18 protein-coding genes are annotated in these 23,854 nt (G+C 63.0%); 11 read left to right on the top strand and 7 right to left on the bottom strand.

Annotated elements, in window-relative coordinates:
• Position 1: 1 nt before the first annotated feature.
• The 5 genes from ACN6NG_RS24690 (at position 2) to ACN6NG_RS24670 (ending at position 5,504) form a co-directional block, all read left to right on the top strand.
• Entirely contained in the window at positions 2-643 is a 642-nt protein-coding gene (locus ACN6NG_RS24690; RefSeq protein WP_016501391.1) for a tetratricopeptide repeat protein, read from the top strand.
• A complete protein-coding gene (gene bamB / locus ACN6NG_RS24685) occupies positions 644-1,786 on the top strand; it encodes an outer membrane protein assembly factor BamB (RefSeq protein WP_003248513.1) in 1,143 nt (380 codons plus the stop codon).
• A gap of 116 nt (positions 1,787-1,902) precedes the next feature.
• Positions 1,903-3,366, top strand: coding sequence for a ribosome biogenesis GTPase Der (der, locus tag ACN6NG_RS24680; protein WP_016501390.1), 1,464 nt, complete (start codon positions 1,903-1,905; stop codon positions 3,364-3,366).
• A gap of 210 nt (positions 3,367-3,576) precedes the next feature.
• Positions 3,577-4,725: a pyridoxal phosphate-dependent aminotransferase gene (locus ACN6NG_RS24675; protein ID WP_059394691.1), complete on the top strand. Its 1,149-nt coding sequence runs from the start codon at positions 3,577-3,579 to the stop codon at positions 4,723-4,725.
• A complete protein-coding gene (locus tag ACN6NG_RS24670) occupies positions 4,713-5,504 on the top strand; it encodes an amidohydrolase (RefSeq protein WP_063426341.1) in 792 nt (263 codons plus the stop codon). Before ACN6NG_RS24675 ends, ACN6NG_RS24670 begins: the two co-directional genes overlap by 13 nt.
• 213 nt (positions 5,505-5,717) lie before the next feature.
• Here ACN6NG_RS24670 and ACN6NG_RS24665 read toward each other — a convergent pair whose 3' ends face one another.
• Together ACN6NG_RS24665 and ACN6NG_RS24660 are read right to left on the bottom strand one after the other, a co-directional pair.
• A complete protein-coding gene (locus ACN6NG_RS24665) occupies positions 5,718-8,273 on the bottom strand; it encodes a PepSY domain-containing protein (RefSeq protein ID WP_474316699.1) in 2,556 nt (851 codons plus the stop codon).
• 102 nt (positions 8,274-8,375) lie between these two features.
• Positions 8,376-10,667, bottom strand: coding sequence for a TonB-dependent receptor (locus ACN6NG_RS24660; protein WP_016501385.1), 2,292 nt, complete (start codon positions 10,665-10,667; stop codon positions 8,376-8,378).
• Positions 10,668-10,888: 221 nt separating this feature from the next.
• Here ACN6NG_RS24660 and ACN6NG_RS24655 point away from each other — a divergent pair, with 221 nt between their 5' ends.
• A complete protein-coding gene (locus tag ACN6NG_RS24655) occupies positions 10,889-11,569 on the top strand; it encodes a Fe2+-dependent dioxygenase (RefSeq protein WP_474316695.1) in 681 nt (226 codons plus the stop codon).
• Positions 11,570-11,572: 3 nt separating this feature from the next.
• Positions 11,573-12,322 (top strand): tetratricopeptide repeat protein, encoded by a 750-nt coding sequence (locus tag ACN6NG_RS24650; RefSeq protein WP_341797625.1) that lies wholly within the window; start codon positions 11,573-11,575, stop codon positions 12,320-12,322.
• Positions 12,323-12,416: 94 nt separating this feature from the next.
• On the opposite strand, the gene ACN6NG_RS24645 is transcribed toward ACN6NG_RS24650, so the two are convergent.
• The gene (locus tag ACN6NG_RS24645; RefSeq protein ID WP_016501382.1) at positions 12,417-13,580 is read right to left on the bottom strand and encodes a type III PLP-dependent enzyme; all 1,164 of its coding nucleotides are present in this window, start codon (positions 13,578-13,580) and stop codon (positions 12,417-12,419) included.
• A gap of 494 nt (positions 13,581-14,074) precedes the next feature.
• Here ACN6NG_RS24645 and ACN6NG_RS24640 point away from each other — a divergent pair, with 494 nt between their 5' ends.
• The 3 genes from ACN6NG_RS24640 to ACN6NG_RS24630 all read left to right on the top strand — a co-directional run bounded on the left by ACN6NG_RS24640 (position 14,075) and on the right by ACN6NG_RS24630 (position 18,093).
• Positions 14,075-14,572 carry a sigma-70 family RNA polymerase sigma factor gene (locus ACN6NG_RS24640; protein ID WP_063426349.1) on the top strand — a complete coding sequence of 166 codons (498 nt, stop codon included), beginning with the start codon at positions 14,075-14,077 and terminating at the stop codon, positions 14,570-14,572.
• Positions 14,573-14,592: 20 nt separating this feature from the next.
• Positions 14,593-15,555: a FecR family protein gene (locus tag ACN6NG_RS24635; RefSeq protein WP_474316693.1), complete on the top strand. Its 963-nt coding sequence runs from the start codon at positions 14,593-14,595 to the stop codon at positions 15,553-15,555.
• Between the two features lie 108 nt (positions 15,556-15,663).
• Positions 15,664-18,093, top strand: coding sequence for a TonB-dependent siderophore receptor (locus ACN6NG_RS24630; protein WP_474316691.1), 2,430 nt, complete (start codon positions 15,664-15,666; stop codon positions 18,091-18,093).
• A 135-nt stretch (positions 18,094-18,228) separates the two neighbouring features.
• Here ACN6NG_RS24630 and ACN6NG_RS24625 read toward each other — a convergent pair whose 3' ends face one another.
• The 4 genes from ACN6NG_RS24625 to ACN6NG_RS24610 are packed head-to-tail and all read right to left on the bottom strand — an operon-like array spanning position 18,229 to position 21,674.
• Entirely contained in the window at positions 18,229-19,386 is a 1,158-nt protein-coding gene (locus ACN6NG_RS24625; RefSeq protein WP_063426355.1) for an osmoprotectant ABC transporter ATP-binding protein OsmV, read from the bottom strand.
• Complete coding sequence (locus ACN6NG_RS24620; protein ID WP_016501377.1) at positions 19,383-20,036, bottom strand: ABC transporter permease; 654 nt, start codon at positions 20,034-20,036, stop codon at positions 19,383-19,385. Before ACN6NG_RS24620 ends, ACN6NG_RS24625 begins: the two co-directional genes overlap by 4 nt.
• The gene (locus ACN6NG_RS24615) at positions 20,033-20,947 is read right to left on the bottom strand and encodes a glycine betaine ABC transporter substrate-binding protein (RefSeq protein ID WP_019472713.1); all 915 of its coding nucleotides are present in this window, start codon (positions 20,945-20,947) and stop codon (positions 20,033-20,035) included. Before ACN6NG_RS24615 ends, ACN6NG_RS24620 begins: the two co-directional genes overlap by 4 nt.
• A 13-nt stretch (positions 20,948-20,960) precedes the next feature.
• Positions 20,961-21,674, bottom strand: a complete 714-nt coding sequence (locus tag ACN6NG_RS24610) for an ABC transporter permease (protein ID WP_016501375.1) — start codon at positions 21,672-21,674, stop codon at positions 20,961-20,963.
• Positions 21,675-22,230: 556 nt separating this feature from the next.
• Between ACN6NG_RS24610 and ACN6NG_RS24605 the strand changes: the two genes are divergently transcribed.
• Positions 22,231-23,814, top strand: a complete 1,584-nt coding sequence (locus ACN6NG_RS24605) for a peptide chain release factor 3 (RefSeq protein WP_016484997.1) — start codon at positions 22,231-22,233, stop codon at positions 23,812-23,814.
• The last annotated feature ends 40 nt before the right edge of the window (positions 23,815-23,854 follow it).

Genomic DNA, 23,854 nt, shown 5'->3' with positions numbered 1-23,854 from the left:
GGTGTCGAGTACCGATGATGATGACCTGGCAGGGGTCAAGGACTGGTGGAACCGCAACGGCAAGCCGCTGCTGACTGGCGCATTGCTGGCAGGCGTGGTGGTGTTGGGCTGGAATACCTGGCACAAGTACCAGAACAACCAGTCGCAAGGTGCCTCGCAGCTGTATCAGGCGTTGCTTGAAACCAGCCTGACGCCGACTGGCCAGCCAGACGCCACCAAGGTCGCGGAACTGGCCGGCAAGCTCAAGAGCGAGTTTGGCGGTACCGCCTATGCCCAGTACGGCAGCCTGTTCGTGGCCAAGGTCGCGGTCGAGAGCGGCAAGCTCGACGACGCCGCTGCCGAGCTCAAAGGCGTGCTGGACAAGCCGGCCGACGTGACCCTGGGCGAGATTTCGCGCCAGCGTCTGGCCCGCGTGCTGGCCGCCCAGAACAAGGCCGAGGATGCCCTCAAGCTGCTCGACGGCGACGCCGACAAAGCCTTTCTGGCCAGCCGTGAAGAGTTGAAGGGTGACCTGCTGGTACAGCTGGGTCGCGCCGACGACGCGCACAGCGCTTACGAAAAAGCCAAGGCTGCGTTGTCCGATGAGGCGGCGGTCGGTGGCCTGCAATTGAAGCTGGATGACCTGGCTAAAGGGGACGCGTAAGTGATCGGTTGGAAACATGCAGCAGTGCTGACCCTGGCCGTACTGGCCGCCGGTTGCAGCAGCAACAGCAAGAAGGAACTGCCCCCGGCCGAGCTGACCAAGTTCACCGAGGAAGTGGTGCTGAAGAAGCAGTGGAGCCGTTCGATCGGTGACGGCCAGGGTGAGACCTACAACACCCTGGTACCGGCCATCGAAAACGACCGTATCTACGCCTCCGACGTCAATGGCGAAGTCTTCGCCCTCGACCGCATCACCGGTGACGTGGTGTGGAAGAAGGACCTGGAGCTGCAGGTTTCCGGCGCTGTCGGCGTGGGCTACGGCCTGGTCATGCTCGGCACCCTCAAGGGCGAAGTCATTGCCCTGGACTCCAGCACCGGTGAAGAGCGTTGGCGCTCGCGCGTGACCAGCGAAGTGCTGGCCCCGCCTGCCAACAACGGTGATGTGGTGGTGGTGCAGACCCAGGACGATCGCCTGATCGGCCTGGATGCCGCCACTGGCGACCGCCGCTGGATCTACGAGAACTCCCCGGCCGTACTGACCCTGCGTGGTACCGGTGCTCCGATCGCCACCAATCGCCTGGCCGTCGCCGGCCTGTCCACCGGCAAGGTGGTGGCGGTGGACATCAACAACGGTGTGCCGGTGTGGGAAAGCCGCGTGGCCATCCCGAAGGGCCGTTCCGAGCTGGACCGTGTGGTTGATATCGACGGCGGCTTGCTGCTGTCTGGTGGTACCCTGTACGTCAGCACCTACCAGGGCCGTGTAGCGGGCCTGGACCTGGAAAGCGGCCGCGAGCTGTGGCAGCGCGATGCTTCCAGCTATGTGGGCGTCGCCCAGGGCTTCGGTAACGTCTACGTCAGCGAAGCTTCGGGTACCGTGGAAGGCGTGGATGAGCGCTCTTCCAGCGCCCTGTGGAGCAACGACAGCATGGCTCGCCGCCAGCTGACCGCCCCTGAAGTGTTCAGCAGCTACGTGGCTGTGGGTGACTTTGAGGGTTACCTGCACCTGCTGAGCCAGGTGGATGGCCGCTTCGTCGGCCGTGAACGTATCGATAGCGATGGCCTGCGCGCCCGCCCACTTGTGGTCGGCGACACCATCTATGTCTTTGGCAACAGCGGCAAGCTCGAGGCACTGACCATCCGCTGAAGCTATGCTTGAAGCCTTGGCGGGCTTCAAGCCGCGGCGTAGGACACGCCGCCCAAACTCCGGCCGCTGCCTTGCAGCGGCCTTTGCATTTTCAAGAATTCGAGAGTGGAGAGCCGATGGTTCCCGTAATTGCCCTGGTGGGCCGCCCGAACGTCGGCAAATCCACCATGTTCAACCGCCTGACCAAAACCCGCGATGCCATCGTGGGTGACCTGTCGGGCCTGACCCGTGACCGCCAGTATGGTGATGCCAGCTGGCAGGGTCGTTCGTTCATCCTGATCGACACCGGCGGTATTACCGGTGACGAAGTGGGCATGGACGAAAAAATGGCCGAGCAGTCGCTCATGGCCATCGAAGAAGCCGACTATGTGCTGTTCCTGGTCGATGCCCGCGCCGGCATGACCGCCGCTGACCAGATGATTGCCGAGCACCTGCGCAAGCGCAACAAGTCGGCGATTCTGGTCGCCAACAAGATCGACAACATCGACCCCGATGTTGCCCGCGCCGAGTTCTCGCCGATGGGCATGGGCAACGCCATTCCGGTGGCGGGCTCCCAGGGCCGTGGTATCAGCGCCCTGATGGAAGCCGTGCTCGGCCACCTGCCACGTGATGCCGAGGAAGAAGCCCTCGACCAGAACGTCGCCGAAGGCGAGGAGGCCGTGCGCATTCCTGGCCCAAGCGAGAAGGATGGCATCAAGATCGCCATCATCGGCCGCCCGAACGTCGGCAAGTCGACCCTGGTCAACCGCATGCTCGGCGAAGAGCGTGTGGTGGTCTACGACGAGCCGGGTACTACCCGAGACAGTATCTACATCCCGTTCGAGCGTGATGGTGACAAGTACACCTTCATCGACACCGCCGGGGTGCGCAAGCGCGGCAAGATCCACGAGGAAGTCGAGAAGTTCTCGGTGGTCAAGACGCTGCAGGCGATCAAGGACGCCAACGTCGTCATCTTCGTCATGGACGCCCGTGAAGGGGTGGTCGACCACGACCTGAACCTGCTGGGCTTCGCCCTCGAAGCCGGCCGCGCCATCGTCATCGCGCTGAACAAGTGGGATGGCATGGAGCCGGGTGAGCGCGCCTACGTGAAGACCGAGCTGGAGCGCCGGCTGTTCTTCGTCGACTTCGCCGACATCCACTTCATCTCCGCCTTGCACGGCACCGGCGTGGGCAACCTGTACAAGTCGGTGCAGGCCGCATTCACCTCGGCTGTGACCCGCTGGCCAACCAGCCGCCTGACGCAGATCCTCGAAGATGCTGTCAGCGAGCACCAGCCACCGCTGGTCAACGGCCGCCGCATCAAGCTGCGCTATGCCCACCTTGGTGGTGCCAACCCGCCGCTGATCGTGATCCACGGCAACCAGACCGAGAGCATTCCCAAGTCGTACTCGCGTTACCTGGAAAACACCTACCGCCGGGTGCTGAAGCTGGTCGGTACGCCGATCCGCATCGAGTACAAGGGCGGTGAGAACCCGTTCGAGGGCAAGAAAAACACCCTCACCGACCGCCAGGTCAACAAGAAGCGCCGCTTGATGTCGCACCACAAGAAGGCCGAGAAGAAGCGCCGCGACAAGCGCTGATTCCGCGTCAGCTTCTTCGCGGGCTTGCCCGCTCCCACAGGTCCTCCACAGATTTTGAATATTGTGCAGCACCTGTGGGAGCGGGTTCACCCCGAAGAGGCCCTTTGATCCAAAGCAATCCCCCTATTGTTTCAACCTTTTTCCTGACTGCTCGATCCGCTATGCTCGGACTCCACCCCGTGCCGGATACACCCCAGGAAAGAGGGCTCCATGATCCGCAGCAAACTGCCGAATGTCGGCACGACCATCTTCACCACCATGTCCCAGCTCGCCGTGCAGACCGGCGCGCTCAACCTGTCCCAGGGTTTCCCTGATTTCAACGGCCCGCAGGCCCTGCTCGATGCAGTGGGCCGGCATGTGGCTGCCGGGCACAACCAGTATTCGCCAATGACCGGCCTGCCGGCCTTGCGCCAGCAAGTGGCGGCGAAGGTGGCGCGGCTGTACGGCGCACAGGTGGATGCCGACCAGGAAGTGACCATCACCCCCGGTGCCACCGAGGCGATCTTCTGTGCCATCCAGGCGGTGGTCCATGCCGGTGACGAAGTGATTGTCTTCGACCCGTGCTACGACAGCTACGAGCCGTCCGTGGAACTGGCCGGTGGCCGCTGTGTGCATGTGCAACTGAGCGACGGCGACTTCCGTATCGACTGGCAGAAGTTCAGTGATGCCCTGAGCCCACGCACCCGCATGGTCATCCTCAATTCGCCGCACAACCCCAGCGGTGCATTGATCACTCGCGAAGACCTTGAGCAGTTGGCAACGCTGATTGCCGATCGCGATATCTACCTGGTCAGCGATGAGGTCTACGAGCATCTGGTTTATGACGGCGTTCGTCACGCCAGCGTGTTGGCCCACGAGCAGTTGTATCAACGTGCCTTTGTGGTCAGTTCGTTCGGCAAGACCTACCACGTTACCGGCTGGAAGACCGGCTACGTGATCGCGCCCCCGGCGCTGAGCGCAGAGCTGCGCAAGGTGCACCAGTACGTCAACTTCTGTGGCGTGACGCCATTGCAGTGCGCCCTGGCTGATTTCATGGCCGAGCACCCTGAGCATATCGATGAGCTGCCGGCCTTCTACCAGGCCAAGCGCGACCTGTTCTGCGGCTTGCTGGAAGGCTCGCGTTTCAACTTTACCCGCACGGCGGGCACTTATTTCCAGCTGGTGGACTACTCGCAGATCCGCCCGGACCTGAACGATGTCGACATGTCGCTATGGCTCACCCGTGAGCACGGTGTGGCGACCATCCCGGTATCGGTGTTCTACCAGCAACCCATCCCCGAGCAACGCCTGGTACGCCTGTGCTTTGCCAAACGTGAGGAGACGCTGCGTCAGGCAGCGGAACGACTATGCGCGATCTGAGCACACTGCCCAACCTGAAAGTCGCCCTGGTGCAAACCACCCTGGCCTGGCACGACCGCGAGGCCAACTATGCACACTTCGAGGTGTTGCTGGAGCAGGTAGGGGAGGTGGACCTGGTAATCCTGCCAGAGATGTTCACCACCGGCTTCTCGATGCAGTCCGAAAGCCTAGCCGAGCCGGAAAACGGCCCGACCTACAAATGGCTCAAGGCCCAGGCGAAGAAGTGCAACGCGGTGATCACCGGCAGCGTGATCATCCAGGCCGCCGATGGCAGCCACCGCAACCGCCTGTTGTGGGCCCGGCCGGACGGCGAGATATTGCACTACGACAAGCGCCACCTGTTCCGCATGGCCGGTGAGCACAAGCACTACACCCCAGGCGAACGCCAGGTGCAGTTCGAGCTCAAGGGCTGGCGGATTCGCCCGCTGATCTGCTACGACCTGCGCTTCCCGGTGTGGAGCCGTGACGCCCAGGACACTGACCTGCTGCTGTACACCGCCAACTGGCCGGCTGCGCGCCGCCAGCACTGGAACCGTCTGCTACCGGCGCGGGGCATCGAGAACCTGTGCTATGTGGCAGCGGTGAACCGGGTGGGCACGGACGGCAAGGGCTTTGCCTATTCGGGCGACAGCCAGGTGCTGGACTTCCAGGGCGAGAGCTTGCTTGGTGCAGGCGAGGCAGACGGGGTGTTTACCGCCGTGCTGAGTGCGCCGGAACTGGCGGCGTACCGGGCCAAGTTCCCGGCCAACCTGGATGCCGATACCTTCGATTTACACTGACAGCCTGTACCGGCCCTATCGCCGGCAAGCCAGCTCCCACAGGTAACCCACTGCCCTCCGGCCCGGTGCTGTACCTGTGGGAGCAGCCTGTACCGGCCCCATCGCCGGCAAGCCAGCTCCCACAGGTAACCCACTGCCTTCCGGCCCGGTGCTGTACCTGTGGGAGCAGCCTGTGCCGGCGATAGGGCCAGCACCGGCTACATCAATGAATGATCAGTACACATCCCGCCGATACCGCCCATCCTCGATCATCTGCTGCACAGCGGCTTCACCAAGCATGCCGTTGAGCGCCGCATCCACCCCCGCAGCCATCCCTTGCAGGCTGCCGCAGACATACACACAGGCGCCATCCGCCACCCAGCGTTTGAATTCCTCGGCTTGCTGCAGCAACACATCCTGCACATACACTTTCTCGGCCTGATCCCGCGAGAACGCCAGGTCCAGGCGTGCCAGGTCGCCGCTCTGCAGCCAGCCTTGCAGCTCGTCACCACACAGCAGGTCATGCGCCCGGTTACGCTCGCCAAACAGCAGCCAGTTGCGCTGTTCGCCAGCATTCACCCGTGCGCGGATCAGGCTGCGCAGGCCGGCCAGGCCGGTGCCGTTACCGATCAGGATCATCGGGGCTGCGGTCTCCGGCAGGTGGAAGCCGCTGTTGCGCCGCGGGCGCAAGCTCAGCGTGCCGTTCAGTGGCAGGTATTCGGTGAGCCAGCCGGAGCCCAGGCCCAGGTTGCCATCGCTATGGCGCTCCTGGCGCACGATCAGCTCCAGCGCGCCGTCACTGGCGATCGAGGCGATGGAGTATTCGCGGCTGCCGATCGGCACCAGGGCGTCTACCAGGGCTTGCGGCTGCAAGCCGATCAGGTGATCACGGCGCGCCGGCAACTGGCGGCCAGCGAGGGCTTGGGCAAGTGTTTCGCCCAGGCCATTCACCTGTACCGGGGCGCTGGCGTCCAGCGCCATGCCCTTGAGGAACGCGCCGATCCGTGGCTGCCCATTGAGCGGCAGTATTTCCACCAGGTCGCCGGCTTCCCAACTGGCAGGCTCTCCAGCCAGCAGGCCAAGCAAGTACACCGGCTGGCCCTGGCTGCCCTGGTTGAGCAATTCGCGACGCACCAGTGACCAGTTGCCAAAGCTTGGCGGCTGCCAGGCGGCCACTGGCTGGGCGCCGGTCAGTTGCGCCAGCTCCTGCTGCCACTGCTGCAGGGCGGCCTGGTCGGCGTTGTCCACTTCCACCGGGCTGAACGCGCTGCTGGCACCGCGTTCTCCCAGCCACGCCTGCAGGCGACGGGCAAAGCCGCAGAAGTGCGGGTACTGGCGGTCGCCGAGGGCGAGCAGGGCGTAGTTGAGGTGGTTCAGTGCCCACGGCTGGCCGAGCACCTTGCGCTCGAAGGCGCGGGCGCTGTCGGGTGCTTCGCCGTCGCCGAAAGTACTGACCACGAACAATGCGCGGCGGGCCTGGCGCAGGTCGTCTTCACGCAGTTCGGCCAGCGCGCGTACCTGCACCGGCAGGCCGGCTGCCTGCAGCTGGCCGGCACTTTGCCAGGCCAGTTGTTCGGCAAAGCCGCTTTGGCTGGCAAAGCCGATCAGCCAGCTGTCGCCGCTGCCGTTGCCGGTGGCGACGTTGCCACGGGCTGCGCGGACCTGGCGCTTCTTGCGGCGGCGGTCGAGGTACAGCAGCCAGCCCGTGACGAAGAACAGTGGCATGGTCAAGCTGGCGATGGTGACGATGATGCGCCCCGGCAGGCCGAAGTATTCGCCCACGTGCAGGGCGTAGACGCTCTGCAGCAGCTGGGCCTTGAAGGATTTGTCGGAGTAGCGGTCGTGTCTTTTCACCTGGCCGGTGGCCGGGTCCAGTTCCAGGGTGTTGAAGGCGCGCGGGTGATCGGCGTTGTCCAGCAGGTAGAACAGGTTGGCCGGCTGGCCGCCAACCGGTGGCAGGCGCAGGTTGTAGGCGGCAAGGCCTGGCCCTGCGGCGTCTTTGAGGCTGGCCCAGATGGCGTCGTAGTCGACCACCAGCGGCGGGGCGTTCTTGTCGACTTTCTGTGGCCCGTGGCGGCCACGGCCTTCGCCGCGTTTTTGTTGCTGGCCGGCTGCCGGCGCGTCGGCCAGCAGCTTGTTCAGGCCTTCGCGGTACCACTCATAGGACCAGAACAGGCCGGTGAGGGCGAACAGCAGATAGAACAGCAGGCACCAGGTACCGGCCACGGCGTGCAGGTCCCAGTTGAAGGCGCGGCCTTTCTTGGCCCAGTCGAACGTCAGCCAGGTGCGCCAGTCCAGCGCCTTGCGCGGCCAGCGTAGGTACAGGCCGGACAGGCAGAAGAACACCAGCATCAGGGTGCAGGCGCCGGTGATCTGCCGGCCGGTGTCGCCAATGGCCAGAAAACGGTGCAGGTTGAGCATGAGGTTGAAGAAGCCTTGCCCGGCCACTTCACCTTTGAGTTCGCCCGTATACGGGTCGGCATAGCGCAGCTCGCCACGGCGCTCGCCCGGTGCCGGCATGAAGAAGATGCGTGCGGCATTGCCTTCACGCACGTCAACCCACAGCATCGACACCTTGTCGTGTTGCTGGGCCTCGACCCGTTGCACCAGCTCGGCCGGCGGCAGTACGCCTTCGGCGCGCACTTCGACCTTGAGCACATCGGCATTGAACGCGCGCAGCAGTTCTTCCTGGAACGAATAAAGGGCCCCGGTGATGCCCATCAAGGCCAGCACCAGGCCAGCGGTGATGCCAAAGAACCAGTGCAATTGGAACAGCGTCTTCTTCACCACATCGATCACCTTGTGTTGCTGCCGCAGACTGCGCGGCGTGCATTATGCCTTGATACGCAAAAGCCCCGCTCACTGGAATGAACGGGGCCCTTGGTTGTTGCTTTAGAAGTGGACGCTGGTGGTCAACAGTGCAGTCCGCCCGGCCGCCTGGTTGGCGAAGTGGGTGGAGAAGGCCTTGTCGTAGTACACCTCGTTGGTCAGGTTCTGCACGTTCAGCTGCAGGTCGACGTTCTTGGTCAGCTTATAGGCGGCCATGGCGTCGTAGCGCACGTAGCTGTCGACCATGGTGGTGTTGGCCACGCTGCCGTACACGTCATCCACGTAGAACGCACCGCCACCGACGGTCAGCTTTGGCGTGATCGAGTAGGTCGTCCACAGGCTGGCGCTGTTGTTTGGGGTGTTTGGCAACTGGTTGCCATCGTTGGCCTTGCCCAGCGGGCCGCCGTCGATCTGGCGAGCCTGCATGTAGGTGTAGCCGGCAAACACCTGCCACTTGTCGGTGATCTTGCCGCTGGCCGACAGTTCGATGCCTTGTACGCGGGTTTCGCCGACGTTTTCGTAGGTGGTGGTGTCCACCTGGACGCGGGCGTTTTCCTTCTCGGTGCGGAACAGCGCAGCGGTCAGCGACAGGCGCTGGTCGAGCAGGTCCCACTTGGTGCCGATCTCGTAGTTGGTGGTTTCCTCTGGCTCCATGTCACTGGCCAACAGGTTGCCGTTACGGTCCGGGGTGCCACCCAGCGGGTTGCCTTCTGTACCTTCACCGAGCATCGAGCCTGGTGGCGTTGCAGAAGTGGCGTAGGAAACGTAGATACTGCCGTTTTCGGCCGGTTTCCACACCAGGCCCAGCTGGCCGGTCACGAACTCGCTGACATCCTTGCCTTTGGCGGTGGTGGTGCCAGCAGCGTTGTAGGTCTTGTAGTCGGTGTCGAAGTGGTCGTAGCGCAGGCCCATGTTGACCAGCCACTCCGGGGTAAGCTCCAGAGTGTCGAACACGTAGATCGCCCGGGTCTTGCTGTTGGTGGTGGTGCCGGCGTAGTTGCGCGAGATGGTACCGTTCCACGGGTCATCCGGGTTCGGGTTGCTCAGTGAGGTGCAGTTGTAGCCACTGGTGGCGCCGATCATGCCGGGGGTGCAGTTGCTGTTGGCGGCGCCGCCAGGCACGGTGTCTGTGTCGACGGTGTAGGACGAACGGTCGCTCTCTTCGCGGCTGAGCTCGATACCGGTAGAGAAGCTGTTTTTCATACCACCGACGTAGAACTCGCCGAACAGGTCGGTCTGGTTGGTGGTGGTGGCGGTGTTGCCGACACGGGTGTTTGCACGGCGCCAGACGCTACCGTTGTTGACGTTGCCCTTGCTGTCGTCAGGCTGGGTCAGGATGTAGTCCTGCATGCTGTTGCCGTGACGCAGGGTGTTCTTGATGGTCAACGAGTCGGTCAGGTCGTGCTCGATCGCGAAGGTGGCGATGTCTACACGGCTCTTGCGGAAGTCACGGCCGGTCAGGCCATAGAAGTTGTCGCTGTCGCCGCCGTCATTCGGCTTGCTCGGGTGTGCCGAGGTGCGCCCGCCGCTGCCGTTGGTCGGGATGGTGTACGGGATGCCCGAATCCGGCAGGTCGTCGCTTTCCAGGTGGTAGTAGTCAAGGTTGACGCGGGTCGGTGTGCCCAGGCCGAAGGCCAGCGACGGGGCGATCCCCCAACGGTCGTAGTTGACCTTGTCGCGGCCGGCAACGTTGCTTTCGTGGGTCATCAGGTTCAGACGGCCGGCAACGGTGTCGCTGAACTGGTAGTTGCCATCGAAGGTGTAGCGCTGGGTCTGGTCACTGCCCCAGGTCCAGGCGCCGTCCAGCGAGTTGCCCAGGTGCGCACGCTTGCTCACCAGGTTGATGGTACCGCCGGCAGCACCACGGCCACCGATGGCCGAGTTCGGGCCCTTGGCCACTTCTACCGACTCGATGGCGAAGATTTCGCGGGTTTGCGCGCCAGTGTCACGCACGCCGTCCAGGTAAGTATCGCCTTGGGCGTCGAAGCCGCGGATGAACGGGCGGTCGCCTTGCGGGTTGCCGCCTTCGCCAGCGCCGAAGGTGATGCCTGGCACGGTACGCAGGGCGTCCTGCAGGGTCAGGGCGTTGGTGTCCTTGATCACCTGCTGCGGGATGACGGTGACCGAGCGCGGGGTGTCTACCAGCGGCGCGGTGTACTTCTGCGAGGCGGCCTTCTCGACTTTGTAATCGGTGCTGGCCTGTTCAGCCTTGCCGTTGACGCTGGTAGCGTCGAGGGTGATCGCGCTATTGGCGGCCGGGTCGGCGGCATACACCGATGTGGCGCTAAGCGCGACGCCGATGGCGGATACGATCAGGCGTGGCGAACTCACTGCAGATGGTACGTACTGGCGCATTGCTAAGGACCTTCCCCAAGGTGTTGAGGCGGCGGATCTTAATGTAAGCAATTGTGACTAACAATTGAGAGTCGTTACCATTCGTGAAGAATTTACAATCTTTACATTTGGCCTTTACGGTTTCATCAAGCTGAAACGTCTTAAGCGGCGAAAAGGCTTGTGCAGCGCAAAAGGGAATCAATATCATTGGCGCCTTTACATTTCCTAACGGTGCTGCCGCCATGCTGCTTCACATCCCAGGCCTGTTTGCCGCTGACGAGCTGGCCCGTATCCGCGAGGCGCTGGAGCAGGCCGACTGGGCTGATGGCAAGGTGACTGCCGGATATCAGTCGGCCAAGGCCAAACACAACCTGCAGTTGCCGGAAGGGCACCCGTTGGCCAAGGAGATCGGCACTGCGCTGATCGACCGCCTGTGGAAAACTCCGCGCTTCATGTCGGCGGCCCTGCCGCACAAGGTGTTCCCGCCGTTGATCAACTGCTACCGCGAGGGCGGCAATTTCGGCTTTCACATCGATAACGCCTTGCGTCAGCCCAAGGGCAGCCCGGAGCGGGTGCGTACCGACCTGTCATCGACGTTGTTCCTCAGCGACCCGGACAGCTACGACGGCGGTGAACTGGTGATTCAGGACACCTATGGTGAGCGGCAGGTGAAGCTGGCGGCCGGTGATCTGGTGCTGTACCCCGGTACCAGCCTGCACAAGGTCAACCCGGTGACCCGAGGCCAGCGTTACGCCGCGTTCTTCTGGACCCAGAGCCTGGTGCGCGAGGACAGCCAGCGGGCGCTGCTGTTCGAGATGGACGATGCCATCCAGCAACTGACTGCCGATGTACCCGAGCACCCCTCGTTGCTGCAGCTGACCGGCACCTACCACAACCTGCTACGCCGCTGGGCCGAGGTCTGAACCGTGTCCTATCAGTTGCGACGTGAGGAAGTGGTGGATGTGGCTGGCTTGCAGTCCATGCTGGAGGAAAGCCCCGGCAAAGCTGCCCAGGCAATCCTGGCAGCGGCGGGGCAGGGCGCGGTCGAGGCGCAGTTGCTGCTGGGGCAGATTCTGCTGGATGGGCGCGGTATCGAAGAAGATGCCACCGTGGCCCGGCGTTGGTTCGGCATCGCCGCACAGGGCGGCAGTGCCATGGCGCACAACATGCTCGGGCGTTGCCTGGAGCATGGCTGGGGCGGTGAGCCAAGCCTGACGCAGGCGGCCATTCATTATGCACGTGCGGCCGACGCCGGGCTGGACTGGGGCCTTTACAACCTGGGCAACCTGCTGGCCACCGGGCGCGGGGTGCCGGCCAACCAGGCACAGGCGCTGCAGTGTTACGAGAAGGCTGCGCAGCTGGGGCATGCCAAGTCGATGAACCTGTATGGGCGTTACCTGGAGCAGGGCATTGCCACGGCGCCCAGCCCGGCGCGGGCGGTGCGCTGGTACCGGCGTTCGGCCGAGGCGGGGGATTTCCGTGGGATGTTCAGCCTGGGGCTGGTGCTGGTCGAGCGCGGGCAGCTGGCCGAAGCAGGGCAATGGCTGGAGCAGGCGCGGGTTGAGGGGAACATGAATTTCCTGCGTGCTGCGTTGGTAACCTTGCAGGGTGCAGGGCCGGTGTTGATGGCCTTTGCGGCGCGGTATGCCGAAGAGATCGAACGGCGCGGGGATTGAAGTTGCCTGTGCTGGCCTCTTCGCGGGCAAGCCCGCGAAGGGGCCGGTACAGCGGAGCACACATGAAAACGGGGCCTTGCGGCCCCGTTTTGCGTTACAGGTAGTAAGCCTTCAGCGGCGGGAAGCCGTTGAATTCGACTGCGCTGTAACTGGTGGTGTAGGCACCGGTCGACAGCCAGTACAGGCGGTCACCGATGGCCAGGTTCAGCGGCAGGCCGTACTTGTAGTTTTCGTACATGATGTCGGCGCTGTCGCAGGTCGGGCCGGCGATGACGACTTCTTCGGTTTCGCCTTTCTTCTCGGTCCAGATCGGGAACTTGATGGCTTCGTCCATGGTTTCGATCAGGCCGGAGAACTTGCCCACGTCGGTGTAGATCCAGCGCTCGACGGCAGTGCGCGACTTGCGCGCCACCAGCACTACTTCGCTGACCAGGATGCCGGCGTTGGCAATCAGCGAACGGCCTGGCTCCAGGATGATTTCCGGCAGCTCGTCACCGAAGTCTTCCTTGAGGAAGCGGATGATTTCTTCGGCGTAGGTTTCCAGGCTGTTGGTACGGGTGATGTAGTTGGCCGGGAAGCCGCCACCCATGTTGATCAGCTTCAGCTCGATGCCGTCTTCTTCCTTCAGGCGCTCGAAGATCACCTTGACCTTGGCGATGGCGGCGTCCCACACGCTGATGTCGCGCTGCTGCGAGCCCACGTGGAAGGAGATGCCGTAAGGCACCAGGCCCAGGTCACGGGCGAGGATCAGCAGGTCCATGGCCATGTCGGTCTGGCAGCCGAATTTACGCGACAGCGGCCAGTCGGCAGTGGTGGAGCCTTCAGTCAGGATACGCACATACACTTTCGAACCCGGTGCGGCCTTGGCGATGTTGCGCAGGTCGGCTTCCGAGTCGGTGGCGAACAGGCGCACGCCCTTCTCGTAGAAGTAGCGGATGTCCTTGGACTTCTTGATGGTGTTGCCGTAGCTGATGCGGTCGGCGCTGACACCACGGTCCATCACCTTGTCCAGTTCGTAGATCGAGGCGATGTCGAAGCTCGAACCTTTCTCTTTGAGCAGGTCGATGATTTCGACGGCCGGGTTGGCCTTGACCGCGTAGTAGACCTTGGCGAATTCGAAACCGGCGCGCAGGTCGTCATAGGCCTGGCTGATCATCTGGGTATCGATGAGTACGAACGGGGTTTCCTGCTTGTCGGCGAACGCCTTCATTTTCTGGAAGGTGTCACGCGCGAAATAGTCTTCGACCTGGATCGACATGCTCAGGGACTCCATGGGCAAACAAAAAGAATAAGTGGCTGCAAACTGAACGTCCTCCGTATCCCCACTTTGGTTCGCCTACTCAGTACTTGAGCCGGATGGATCGTTTCCAGCATGGACGTTCGGCGCGCACTTTAGGGCGTGAGGAATGCAGAATCAACAGGCAATCCGGGCGTGATCGGCGTGGATCGACGACCAGCCATTTGAATAACCGACTCGTGTGACCGGCTGATGTTCCCCGCGATGTTTCAAGCGTTAAATATTGTGGAATAGACCGTGTTGGCCCCTTTGTGGGTAAACCCGCTCCTATAGGCTTTTCGCAATTCTCGGGTGTGCGGGGTCACCCGTTAAGGGGCCAGAGGTGTTCATATTTATGGCCACATTTTCCTGGTACCCACGTACAGGAAATGGCCCATAAATTTTTTGTTACCGACTGGCGGATTTGCTGGTTTTGATGAGAAACATTACTATTCGCACCCTTATCCGCCTCCCTGATGACCCAGACCGTGTCCGGACACAAAGGCTTCCTCGACCATTACCATGAGCTGATCGGCACCTGGACGCGCAAACTGCGCAATCGCCAGCAGGCCGAAGACCTCACCCACGATGCCTTTGTCCGGGTACTGGAAAACCCGCGCGAGCAGGTTGAACAGCCGCGCGCCTACCTGCACCAGACCGCACGTAACATTGCCGTGGATGGCTTGCGCCGCGAAGACCGCCGCCAGGCCCTGGCGCTGGAAGCGTTAGACGAAGGCACTGGCGGCAGCGATGACCCGGAGGCCTACGTGCATGCGCTGGAATTGGCCGACAGCGTCGAGCGGGCCCTGGCCGAGTTGCCGCTCAACTGCCGGCAGGTGTTCATCTGGCAGAAGCTCGAAGGGCTGACCCAGGCCGAGATCGCCGAGCGGATGGGGTTGAGCAAGAACATGGTCGAAAAGTATATGATCCGCACGCTCCGGCATTTGCGTGAGCACCTGGATGTGTCGGCATGATGAGTCAGGAGACCTTTTCGATGAAACAGCACGGTACCGATACCGTCCGCGAGCAGGCGGCCGCATGGTTTGCCCGCGTGCAGGATGCGCCTCGGGATGCCGGGCTGCAGAAACAGTTGCGCGCCTGGTTGGCCAGCGACGAGCGCCACCGGGAGGAGTACCAGCACCTGTGCCGCGTGTGGCAGGCCGCCGACTTCATTCCGCGCCAGCGCCTTGAAGCGTTGTGCCAGCCGGACCCGGTGCAGCAGTTGCCACGTCGGCGTTTCGTGCGTCAGGCCCTGGCCGCCAGTGTCGCGGTGGTGGCGTTGGGCCTGGGCTGGGGTGGCTGGCACTACCAGCAACTGAATCACCAGGGTAGCTTGCAGACCGCCTTCAATGAACGCCGCCAGGTCGAACTGCCGGATGGCTCCTTGCTCGATCTCAATGGCAGCACAAAGCTGCAGGTCGACTTCAGCGCCGGCCAGCGGCATATCCGCCTGAGTGCCGGCGAGGTGATGTTCAACGTCGCCCACGACAGTGCCCGGCCGTTTGTGGTCGACACCGCCCAGGGCAGCGTGACGGTAACCGGTACCCGCTTTGACGTGCGCCAGGACCCTGCCAGCACCCGGGTGGCGGTGGAGCAGGGTTCGGTGCGTGTGCAGGGCAAGGGCGACGCGCTGGCGCAGCTTACGGCCGGCCAGGGTTCGCATATAGATGCACAGGGCGGGGTGGCCGCGCCCTACGCCGTCAATACCGCTGCCGTTACTGCCTGGCGCCAGGGCAAGCTGGTGTTCGACAACGCCACCCTCGCCGAGGTGGTGGCCGAAGCCTCGCGCTATCGTAGCCAACCGCTGCGGGTCGCCCCCGGTAAAGTCGCCCAGATGCGCCTTTCGAGCACCTTCAGCACCGACGACACCGACGCACTGTTGCGGGCCTTGCCGAGCATCCTGCCGGTGGCCATCAAGGCCCATGAAGACGGCTCTCGCGAAATAATTGCGAAATAGATTCAGGTTTTTTCTCGCTCGTTCGTCTTCCTCGCCAGCTGCAACTGCCAAGCATTCCCATTTGCACGCGGTTGGCGTTTATTCCGCATTCCAGGATGTTTCGACGACGTGAACAACAACAAACCCTTCCCACGCTTCCGCGCCCTGGCGCTGGCCCTGGCGGTCAGCGCCGTGACCGTCAACAGCCAGGCTGCTGAGGCGGGCAACACCATCCAGATCCAGGCCCAACCGCTGGCTTCGGCGCTGAATCAGCTCGGTCAGCAAACCAACCTGCAGCTGTTCTTCAGCCCCGAGCTGGTGGCCGGCAAACAGGCCCCGGCGGTGTCCGGCAACCTGGCGCCGGTGCAGGCGCTGCAACAGTTGCTGCAAGGCAGCGGGCTGACCTTCGAGATGTCCCAGGACACCGTGGTGGTAAAGCCACTGCCGACTACCCTCGACCTGGGCAGCGGCAGCCTGGAACTGGCGCCCACCGACATCAAGGTGGTCGGTGACTGGTTGGGCGATGCCCAGCAGAGCGTGGTGCAGAACCACCCCGGCGCGCGCACCGTGGTGCGCCGCGAGGCGATGGTGGAGAAGGGCGCGATGAACGTGCGCGACGTACTGCGCGGCATCCCGGGTGTGCAGGTGCAGGACTCCAACGGCACCGGCGGCAGCGACCTGTCGCTGAACGTGGGCGTGCGCGGCCTGACCTCGCGCCTGTCGCCGCGCTCCACCGTATTGATCGACGGCATCCCGGCCGCCTTCGCGCCGTATGGCCAGCCACAGCTGTCGATGGCGCCGATCTCCTCGGGCAACCTCGACAGCATCGACGTGGTGCGTGGGGCCGGCTCGGTACGCTATGGCCCGCAGAACGTGGGAGGGGTGATCAACTTCGTCACCCGGGCGATTCCGGAAAAGGCTTCGGCGGAACTGTCCACCACCCTGGAAACCTCCCAGCGCGGCGGCTGGAAGCACACCGAGTCGGCTTTCGTCGGCGGCACGGCTGACAACGGCATGGGCGTGGCGCTGCTGTACACCGGGGTGAACGGCAACGGTTACCGCGAAAGCAACAATGGCAACGACATCGACGACGTCATCCTCAAGACCCACTGGGCACCTACCGACGTCGATGAGTTCTGGCTCAACTTCCATTACTACGATGGCCGTGCCGACATGCCCGGCGGCCTGACCCAGGCCCAGTACGACAGCAACCCTTACCAGTCGCTGCGCGACTATGACTACTTCGCCGGTCGGCGCAAGGATGTGTCGTTCAAGTGGCAGCGCCAGCTTGACGATGCCACCCAGTTCGAAGTGCTGACCTACTACACCGACAGCTTCCGCGGCAGCGCCATCGCCTCGCGTGACATGAAGACCCTGTCGTCGTACCCGCGCAACTACCACACCTTTGCCATCGAGCCACGGGTGTCGCGCATCTTCTTTGCCGGCCCGACCACCCAGGAAGTCAGCGTGGGCTATCGCTACCTGAAGGAAGCGATGCGCGAACAGTCGACCCGCCTGGCGCTGATCGACAACGTGCCGACCGTGACCCCCACCTCTGACGGCCACGTGTTCCAGGACCGCAGCGGCGGTACCGAGGCCAGCGCCTACTACATCGACGACAAGATCGATGTGGGCAACTGGACCATCACCCCGGGCGTGCGCTTCGAGCACATCAATACCGACTGGCGCGACCGCCCGGTGCTGGATGCCAACAACCGCCCGCTGGCGGAGAAGAAGCGCAGCATCACCAGCAACGAGCCGCTGCCGGCGCTGAGCGTGATCTACCACATCTCCGACGCGTGGAAAGTGTTCGCCAACTACGAAACCTCGTTCGGCAGCCTGCAGTACTTCCAGCTGGGCCAGGGCGGTACCGGCAACAGCACGGCCAATGGCCTGGAGCCGGAAAAGGCCAAGACCTACGAAATAGGCACGCGCTATGACGATGGTGGCTTTGCCGGCGAGCTGACGGCGTTCTACATCGACTTCGATGACGAGCTGCAGTACATCAGCAACGATGTGGGCTGGACCAACCTCGGGGCGACCAAGCACCAGGGCATCGAGGCCTCGGTGCGCTACGATCTGGCCGGGCTGGACCCGCGCCTGGAAGGGCTTTCGGTGAGTGGTGGTTACACCTTTACCCGCGCCACCTATGAAGGTGAAATCCCGGGCTTCAAGGGCCGTGACCTGCCGTTCTATTCACGCCAGGTGGCCACTGCCGGCGTGCGTTACGCGGTCAACCGCTGGACCTGGAACCTGGACGCCTACGCCCAATCCAAACAGCGCGCGCCGGGGACCGGGATCAACGCCGATGGCAGCTTCAACGGCGACTACATCACCGAGCCAAGTGCGGATGGGCAGTATGGCGATATTCCGGGTTACGTGACCTGGCATGCCCGTGGCGGGTATGAATTCGGGCCCGAGATGTCCAACCTGAAGCTGGCGGCGGGGGTGAAGAACCTGTTCGACAAGCAGTACTTCACCCGCTCCAGCGACAACAACGCCGGCCTCTACGTGGGTGAGCCGCGGACCTTTTATGTGCAGGCCAGCGTAGGGTTCTGACTGGAGATTGCCGGGCCGCTTTGCGGCCCATCGCCGGCAAGCCAGCTCCCACAGGTACAGCGCATGTCTTGAGGTTCTCGCTGTACCTGTGGGAGCTGGCTTGCCGGCGATGGGGCGCGAAGCGCCCCCGGCTTTCTAGGACACCACCGCTTCGGCTGGCGAGACGATGCTGGTCTTGGCCCCGCGCGATCTGCCCGAACTCAGGTACGCCGCAATCGACTCCTGCGTCACCTCGCCCAAAAACACCTGCTCGGCGTCCAGCACCGGCAACCACGCCCGGTTGAACTCGTACATGCGCGACAGCAGGATGCGCAAATGCTCATCGTGCGACGCCGTGGCATTGAACGGCCGCAGGAAGTCGCCACACGTCCCTTGCTGGCGGTGCATGTCACGTCGGCGTACATAGCCCAGTGCCTTGTTCTGTGCATCGGTCACCACCACGTAGCGGCGGTCGTGCTCATCCAGCAGCTCCAGTGCATCGCTCACGGGCGTCTCCGGGCTCACCGACGGCGCGTTGTCCGCTGCATCCTCGGCACGCACCAGCAGCAGGCGCTTGAGCGTGCTGTCCTGGCCAACGAAGTTGCTGACAAAGTCATCCGCCGGGTGCGCCAGCAGCGTGTCCGGGTGGTCCAGCTGCAACAGTTTGCCGGCACGGAAGATGGCAATCTTGTCGCCCAGCTTGATCGCTTCGTCGATGTCGTGGCTGACCATGATCACGGTCTTGTTCAGCGCCCGCTGCATCTCGAAGAACTCGTTCTGGATCATCTCGCGGTTGATCGGGTCGACTGCGCCGAATGGCTCGTCCATCAGCAATACCGGCGCGTCGGCCGCCAAGGCACGGATCACGCCGATGCGCTGCTGCTGGCCACCGGACAGCTCGCGCGGGTAGCGCTGCAGATACTGCTTGGGTTCGAGCTTGATCATGTGCATCAGCTCGCGAGCGCGTTCATGGCACTTTTGCTTGTCCCAGCCGAGCAGGCGCGGGACCACGGTGATGTTCTCCTCGATGGTCATGTTGGGGAACAGGCCGATCTGCTGGATCACATAGCCGATACGGCGGCGCAGGGTGACTTCGTCCAGCCCGGTGGTGTCCTCGCCATTGATGAACACCTGGCCCGAAGTAGGCGTGATCAGCCGGTTGATCATTTTCAGCGTGGTGCTCTTGCCGCAGCCCGAGGGGCCGAGGAACACGCAGATTTCCCCTTCGTTGACAGTGAGGCTTACCGCGTCGACGGCTTTGACGTCCTTGCCGTTGACGTTGAAGGTTTTGCTGAGGTTCTTCAGTTCGATCATGGGCGCAGTCCTTCTGGAGTCAGGGCACGTTGCAGGGTTTGCAGCAGCAGGTCGGCAATGATGGCCAGCAGGCTGACCAGTACGGCACCGACCAGCAGCATCGACATGTCGCTGCGGCTGATGGAGGTAAGAATGAGCACGCCCAGGCCGCCGGCGCCGATGGTGGCGGCAATGGTCATGACGCCGATGTTCATGACCACGGCAGTGCGCACACCGGCGAGGATCACCGGCACGGCGATGGGCAGCTCGACCATGCGCAGGCGCTGGCCGAAGGTCATGCCGATGCCGCGCGCAGCTTCACGGATACCGGGCTCTACGTTGGTCAGGGCCAGGTAGGTGTTGCGCAGGATCGGCAGCAGCGAATAGAGGAACACCGCGGTGATCGCTGGCAATGGCCCCAGCCCCTGGCCGAACTTGGAATAGAACGGCAGCAGCAGGCCGAACAGGGCAATCGACGGGATGGTCAGCAGCACCGTGGCGCTGGCTTGCAGCGGCCCGGCAACGGCCGGGAAGCGGGTCATCAGGATGCCCAGCGGCACGCCGACGAGAATGGCCAGGCTCACCGCAACGCCCACCAGCATGATGTGCTGCCAGGTCAGTTGCAGCACCTGGGCCCAGTCCAGGTGGCTGAAGGTATCGATCAGGTTCATGGCTGGCCCTCGCTGTTCAGTGGGTGCTCGCGCAGGAAGGTGGCGGCCACGGCAGTCGGGTTCTGGTGCTCCACGTCGACCTTGGCGTTGAGCTGGCGCATGGTTTCATCATCCAGTTGCTCGGCCAGTGGCTTGAGCAGTGCGGCCAGTTGCGGGTTGGCGTCGAGCACGGCTTTACGCACCACGGGCGCTGCGGTGTAGTCGGGGAAGTAGTGCTTGTCGTCTTCCAGCAGCTTGAGGTTGAACGCACTCAGGCGGCCGTCGGTGGTATACACCAAACCGGCGAATACCTGGTTGTTGCGCATGGCGGTGTACACCAGGCCACCGTCCATCTGGCGGATGTTGCGCCGGTCCAGCGGCAGGCCGTACATCTCGCGCAGGCCAACCAGGCCGTCGGGGCGGTTGGCGAACTCGGTGTCCAGCGCCACCAGGTGGTTGCGCTGGCTTTCGTCACGCAGTACCTGGTTGAGGTCACTGATGGTGTTGACCTGCGGGTAGGCTTCGGCCACTTGCTTGGGCAGGCCCAGTGCGTAGGTGTTGCTGAACTTCGACGGGGTCAGCCAGATCAGGTCCTTCTTTGCATCCAGCTCCTTGACCCTGGCGAAGGTGGCTTCGGCACTGGGCATGCGCTCGTCGATGTGGTTGTACGACACCAGCGAAACGCCGGTGTATTCCCACATCAGGTCGAGCTGGCCGGTCTCCTGCGCCTGGCGCGCAATGTTGCTGCCAAGGCCGGTGGTGACGCGCACGTCAAAGCCATTGGCGCGCAGGTATTGCGCAGTGATTTCGGCGAGCACGGTCTGCTCGGTGAACACCCGCGCGCCGATGCGCACCAGTGGTTTTTCCACTGCCTGGGCAAATCCTGCGAACAGCAGGGCCGCGCCCAGCAGCAAGGCGATTCTCTTGTTCATACGTTCCCTATCCTTATTGGGCCAGGCCACGTTCCAGCCAGCGCTTGCTGGAGAAACTCACCGCCGCGTCCAGCACCAGTGCCAGCAGTGCGGTGCAGGCGGCACCCAGCAGCAGCTGTGGCTGGTTATTCAGGGCGATGCCGGGGAAGATCAGGCTACCCAGGCTGTTGGCGCCGATCAGGAAGGCCAGCGGTGCGGTGCCCACGTTCAACGCCAGGGCCACGCGTACACCACCGACGATGATCGGCACGGCATTCGGTAGCTCCACCTGCCAGAGTTGCTGGCGCGGGGTCATGCCGATGCCGGTGGCGGCTTCCTTGAGCGAGGCGGGGACGTTTTTCAGGCCCTCGTAGGTGTTGCGCACGATGGGCAGGAGGGAGGCGAGGAACAGCGCGAAGATCGCAGGCCCGGCGCCGATGCCCAGGATACTGAGCGCGATGGCCAGAACGGCCAGGGGAGGGATGGTGTTGCCAACGTTGAAAAACTGCATGAAGCGCTCGGCTTTGTCGACCCGGTGCGGTCGACTGAGGGCAATGCCAGCCGGGATGCCCACGGCTAACGCCGCCGCCATCGAAGCCAGCACCAGAACCAGGTGCGCTTGCAGGTAGAACCCAAGATCGTCGCGGTAACGCGCGATCGTGTCGATGCCGATCCAGTGGACCAGCAGGGCCAGGATGACGAGCACGGTGGCGCATCCCAACAGCCCTTTACCGTAGCGTTTAGCCACAGGCGGACTCCTTGTGTTGTCGGCGAGCACACTTCTTTTTTGCCGGCCAGTCCTGGCGGCGGTTGGTGTGTTCGCGAGTAGCAGCGTGACGCACGCCGAAGGCTGCGATCAGGCCATGAGCCGAACCCCGTCGGGCCCGAAAATGCTGATGAAACCAGTCCCCAACCGAAGCGGGTTGCAAGGGAATGGACGTCTCCGTGGGCGCAAAGGTTCCCATCTGAGGCGGCATTTGGCCAGCGTTAATCACTGGGTCTCAGGAATTTTGGCGAGAAAAAACAGCAGCTTAATGCGCTGCAGGCGTTGAAATAACTGCGCTTTGGCCATTTGTCGTGATAAAGCGATTGCCTGATGATTTTTTGCTGTCGGGCTGGCCCTGTCACCGGCAAGCCAGCTCCCACAGCCTGTGCAAGGCTTGAAAACAGCGCAGGTCATTGTGGGAGCGGGTTCACCCGCGAAGAGGCCGGAACAAGTGCCGCTGGTTCAGCAGATTTTGGTCCCAGCCCAACTTCAGGTATGATATCGCCCCTTTTTGAATCCCCCAGTCAGGCGATTTCCCATGACCAACCAGGCCGCCGAAGTCGCGAAGCGCCGCACTTTCGCAATCATTTCCCACCCCGACGCCGGTAAGACCACCATCACCGAGAAGCTGCTGCTGATGGGCAAGGCCATTGCCGTCGCCGGTACCGTGAAGTCGCGCAAGTCCGACCGCCACGCCACCTCCGACTGGATGGAAATGGAGAAGCAGCGCGGCATCTCCATCACCACCTCGGTGATGCAGTTCCCGTACCGCGAGCACATGATCAACCTGCTCGACACCCCCGGCCACGAAGACTTCTCGGAAGACACCTACCGCACCCTGACCGCGGTGGACTCGGCGCTGATGGTGCTCGATGGCGGTAAAGGTGTAGAGCCGCGTACCATCGCCCTGATGGACGTGTGCCGCCTGCGTGATACGCCAATCGTCAGCTTCATCAACAAACTCGACCGTGACATCCGCGACCCGATCGAACTGCTCGACGAGATCGAAGCCGTTCTGAAGATCAAGGCTGCGCCGATCACCTGGCCGATTGGTTGCTACCGCGACTTCAAGGGCGTGTACCACCTGCGCGGTGACTACATCATTGTCTACACCCCGGGCCACGGCCATGAGCGTACCGAGGTGAAGATCATCGAGAAGCTGGACTCCGATGAAGCCCGCGCGCACCTGGGTGACGAATATGATCGCTTCCTCGAACAGCTTGAGCTGGTACAGGGTGCCTGCCACGAGTTCGATCAGGACGAGTTCATCAATGGCCAGCTGACGCCGGTGTTCTTCGGTACCGCACTGGGCAACTTCGGTGTCGACCATGTGCTCGATGCCGTTGTCGACTGGGCGCCGCGCCCGCTGGCCCGTGTCGCCCACGAGCGTACTGTGGAGCCGGTAGAGGAAAAGTTCACAGGCTTCGTGTTCAAGATCCAGGCGAACATGGACCCGAAACACCGCGACCGGATCGCCTTCATGCGCATCTGCTCGGGCAAGTACGAGAAGGGCATGAAGATGCGCCACGTGCGTACCGGTAAGGACCTGCGCATCGGTGACGCGCTGACCTTCTTCTCGTCCGAGCGCGAGCAGCTGGACGAGGCCTTTGCCGGCGACATCATCGGCCTGCACAACCACGGCACCATCCAGATTGGCGACACCTTCACCGAAGGCGAAGCACTGGGCTTCACGGGTATTCCGCACTTCGCCCCGGAGCTGTTCCGCCGTGTGCGCCTGAAGGACCCGCTCAAGTCCAAGCAGCTGCGCCAGGGCCTGCAGCAGCTGGCCGAAGAGGGTGCAACCCAGGTGTTCTTCCCGGAGCGCAGCAACGACATCATCCTCGGGGCGGTCGGTGTGCTGCAGTTTGATGTGGTCGCCAGCCGCCTGAAGGAAGAGTACAAGGTCGAATGCGCCTACGAGCCGATCACCGTGTGGTCGGCGCGCTGGATCAGCTGCGATGACAAGAAGAAGCTCGAGGAATTCCAGACCAAGGCCATGGAGAACCTGGCCATCGACGGTGGCGGGCACCTGACCTACCTGGCGCCGACCCGGGTCAACCTGGCGCTGATGGAAGAGCGCTGGCCGGATGTGAAATTCCGCGCGACCCGCGAACACCACTGATCCTCAGAAGCCAGATCAGGCAGTTGTGTTGTCTGATCTG

It is taken from the genome of Pseudomonas sp. TSO6 (assembly GCF_056098905.1).
This window is presented reverse-complemented; position numbering and strand designations above follow the sequence as displayed.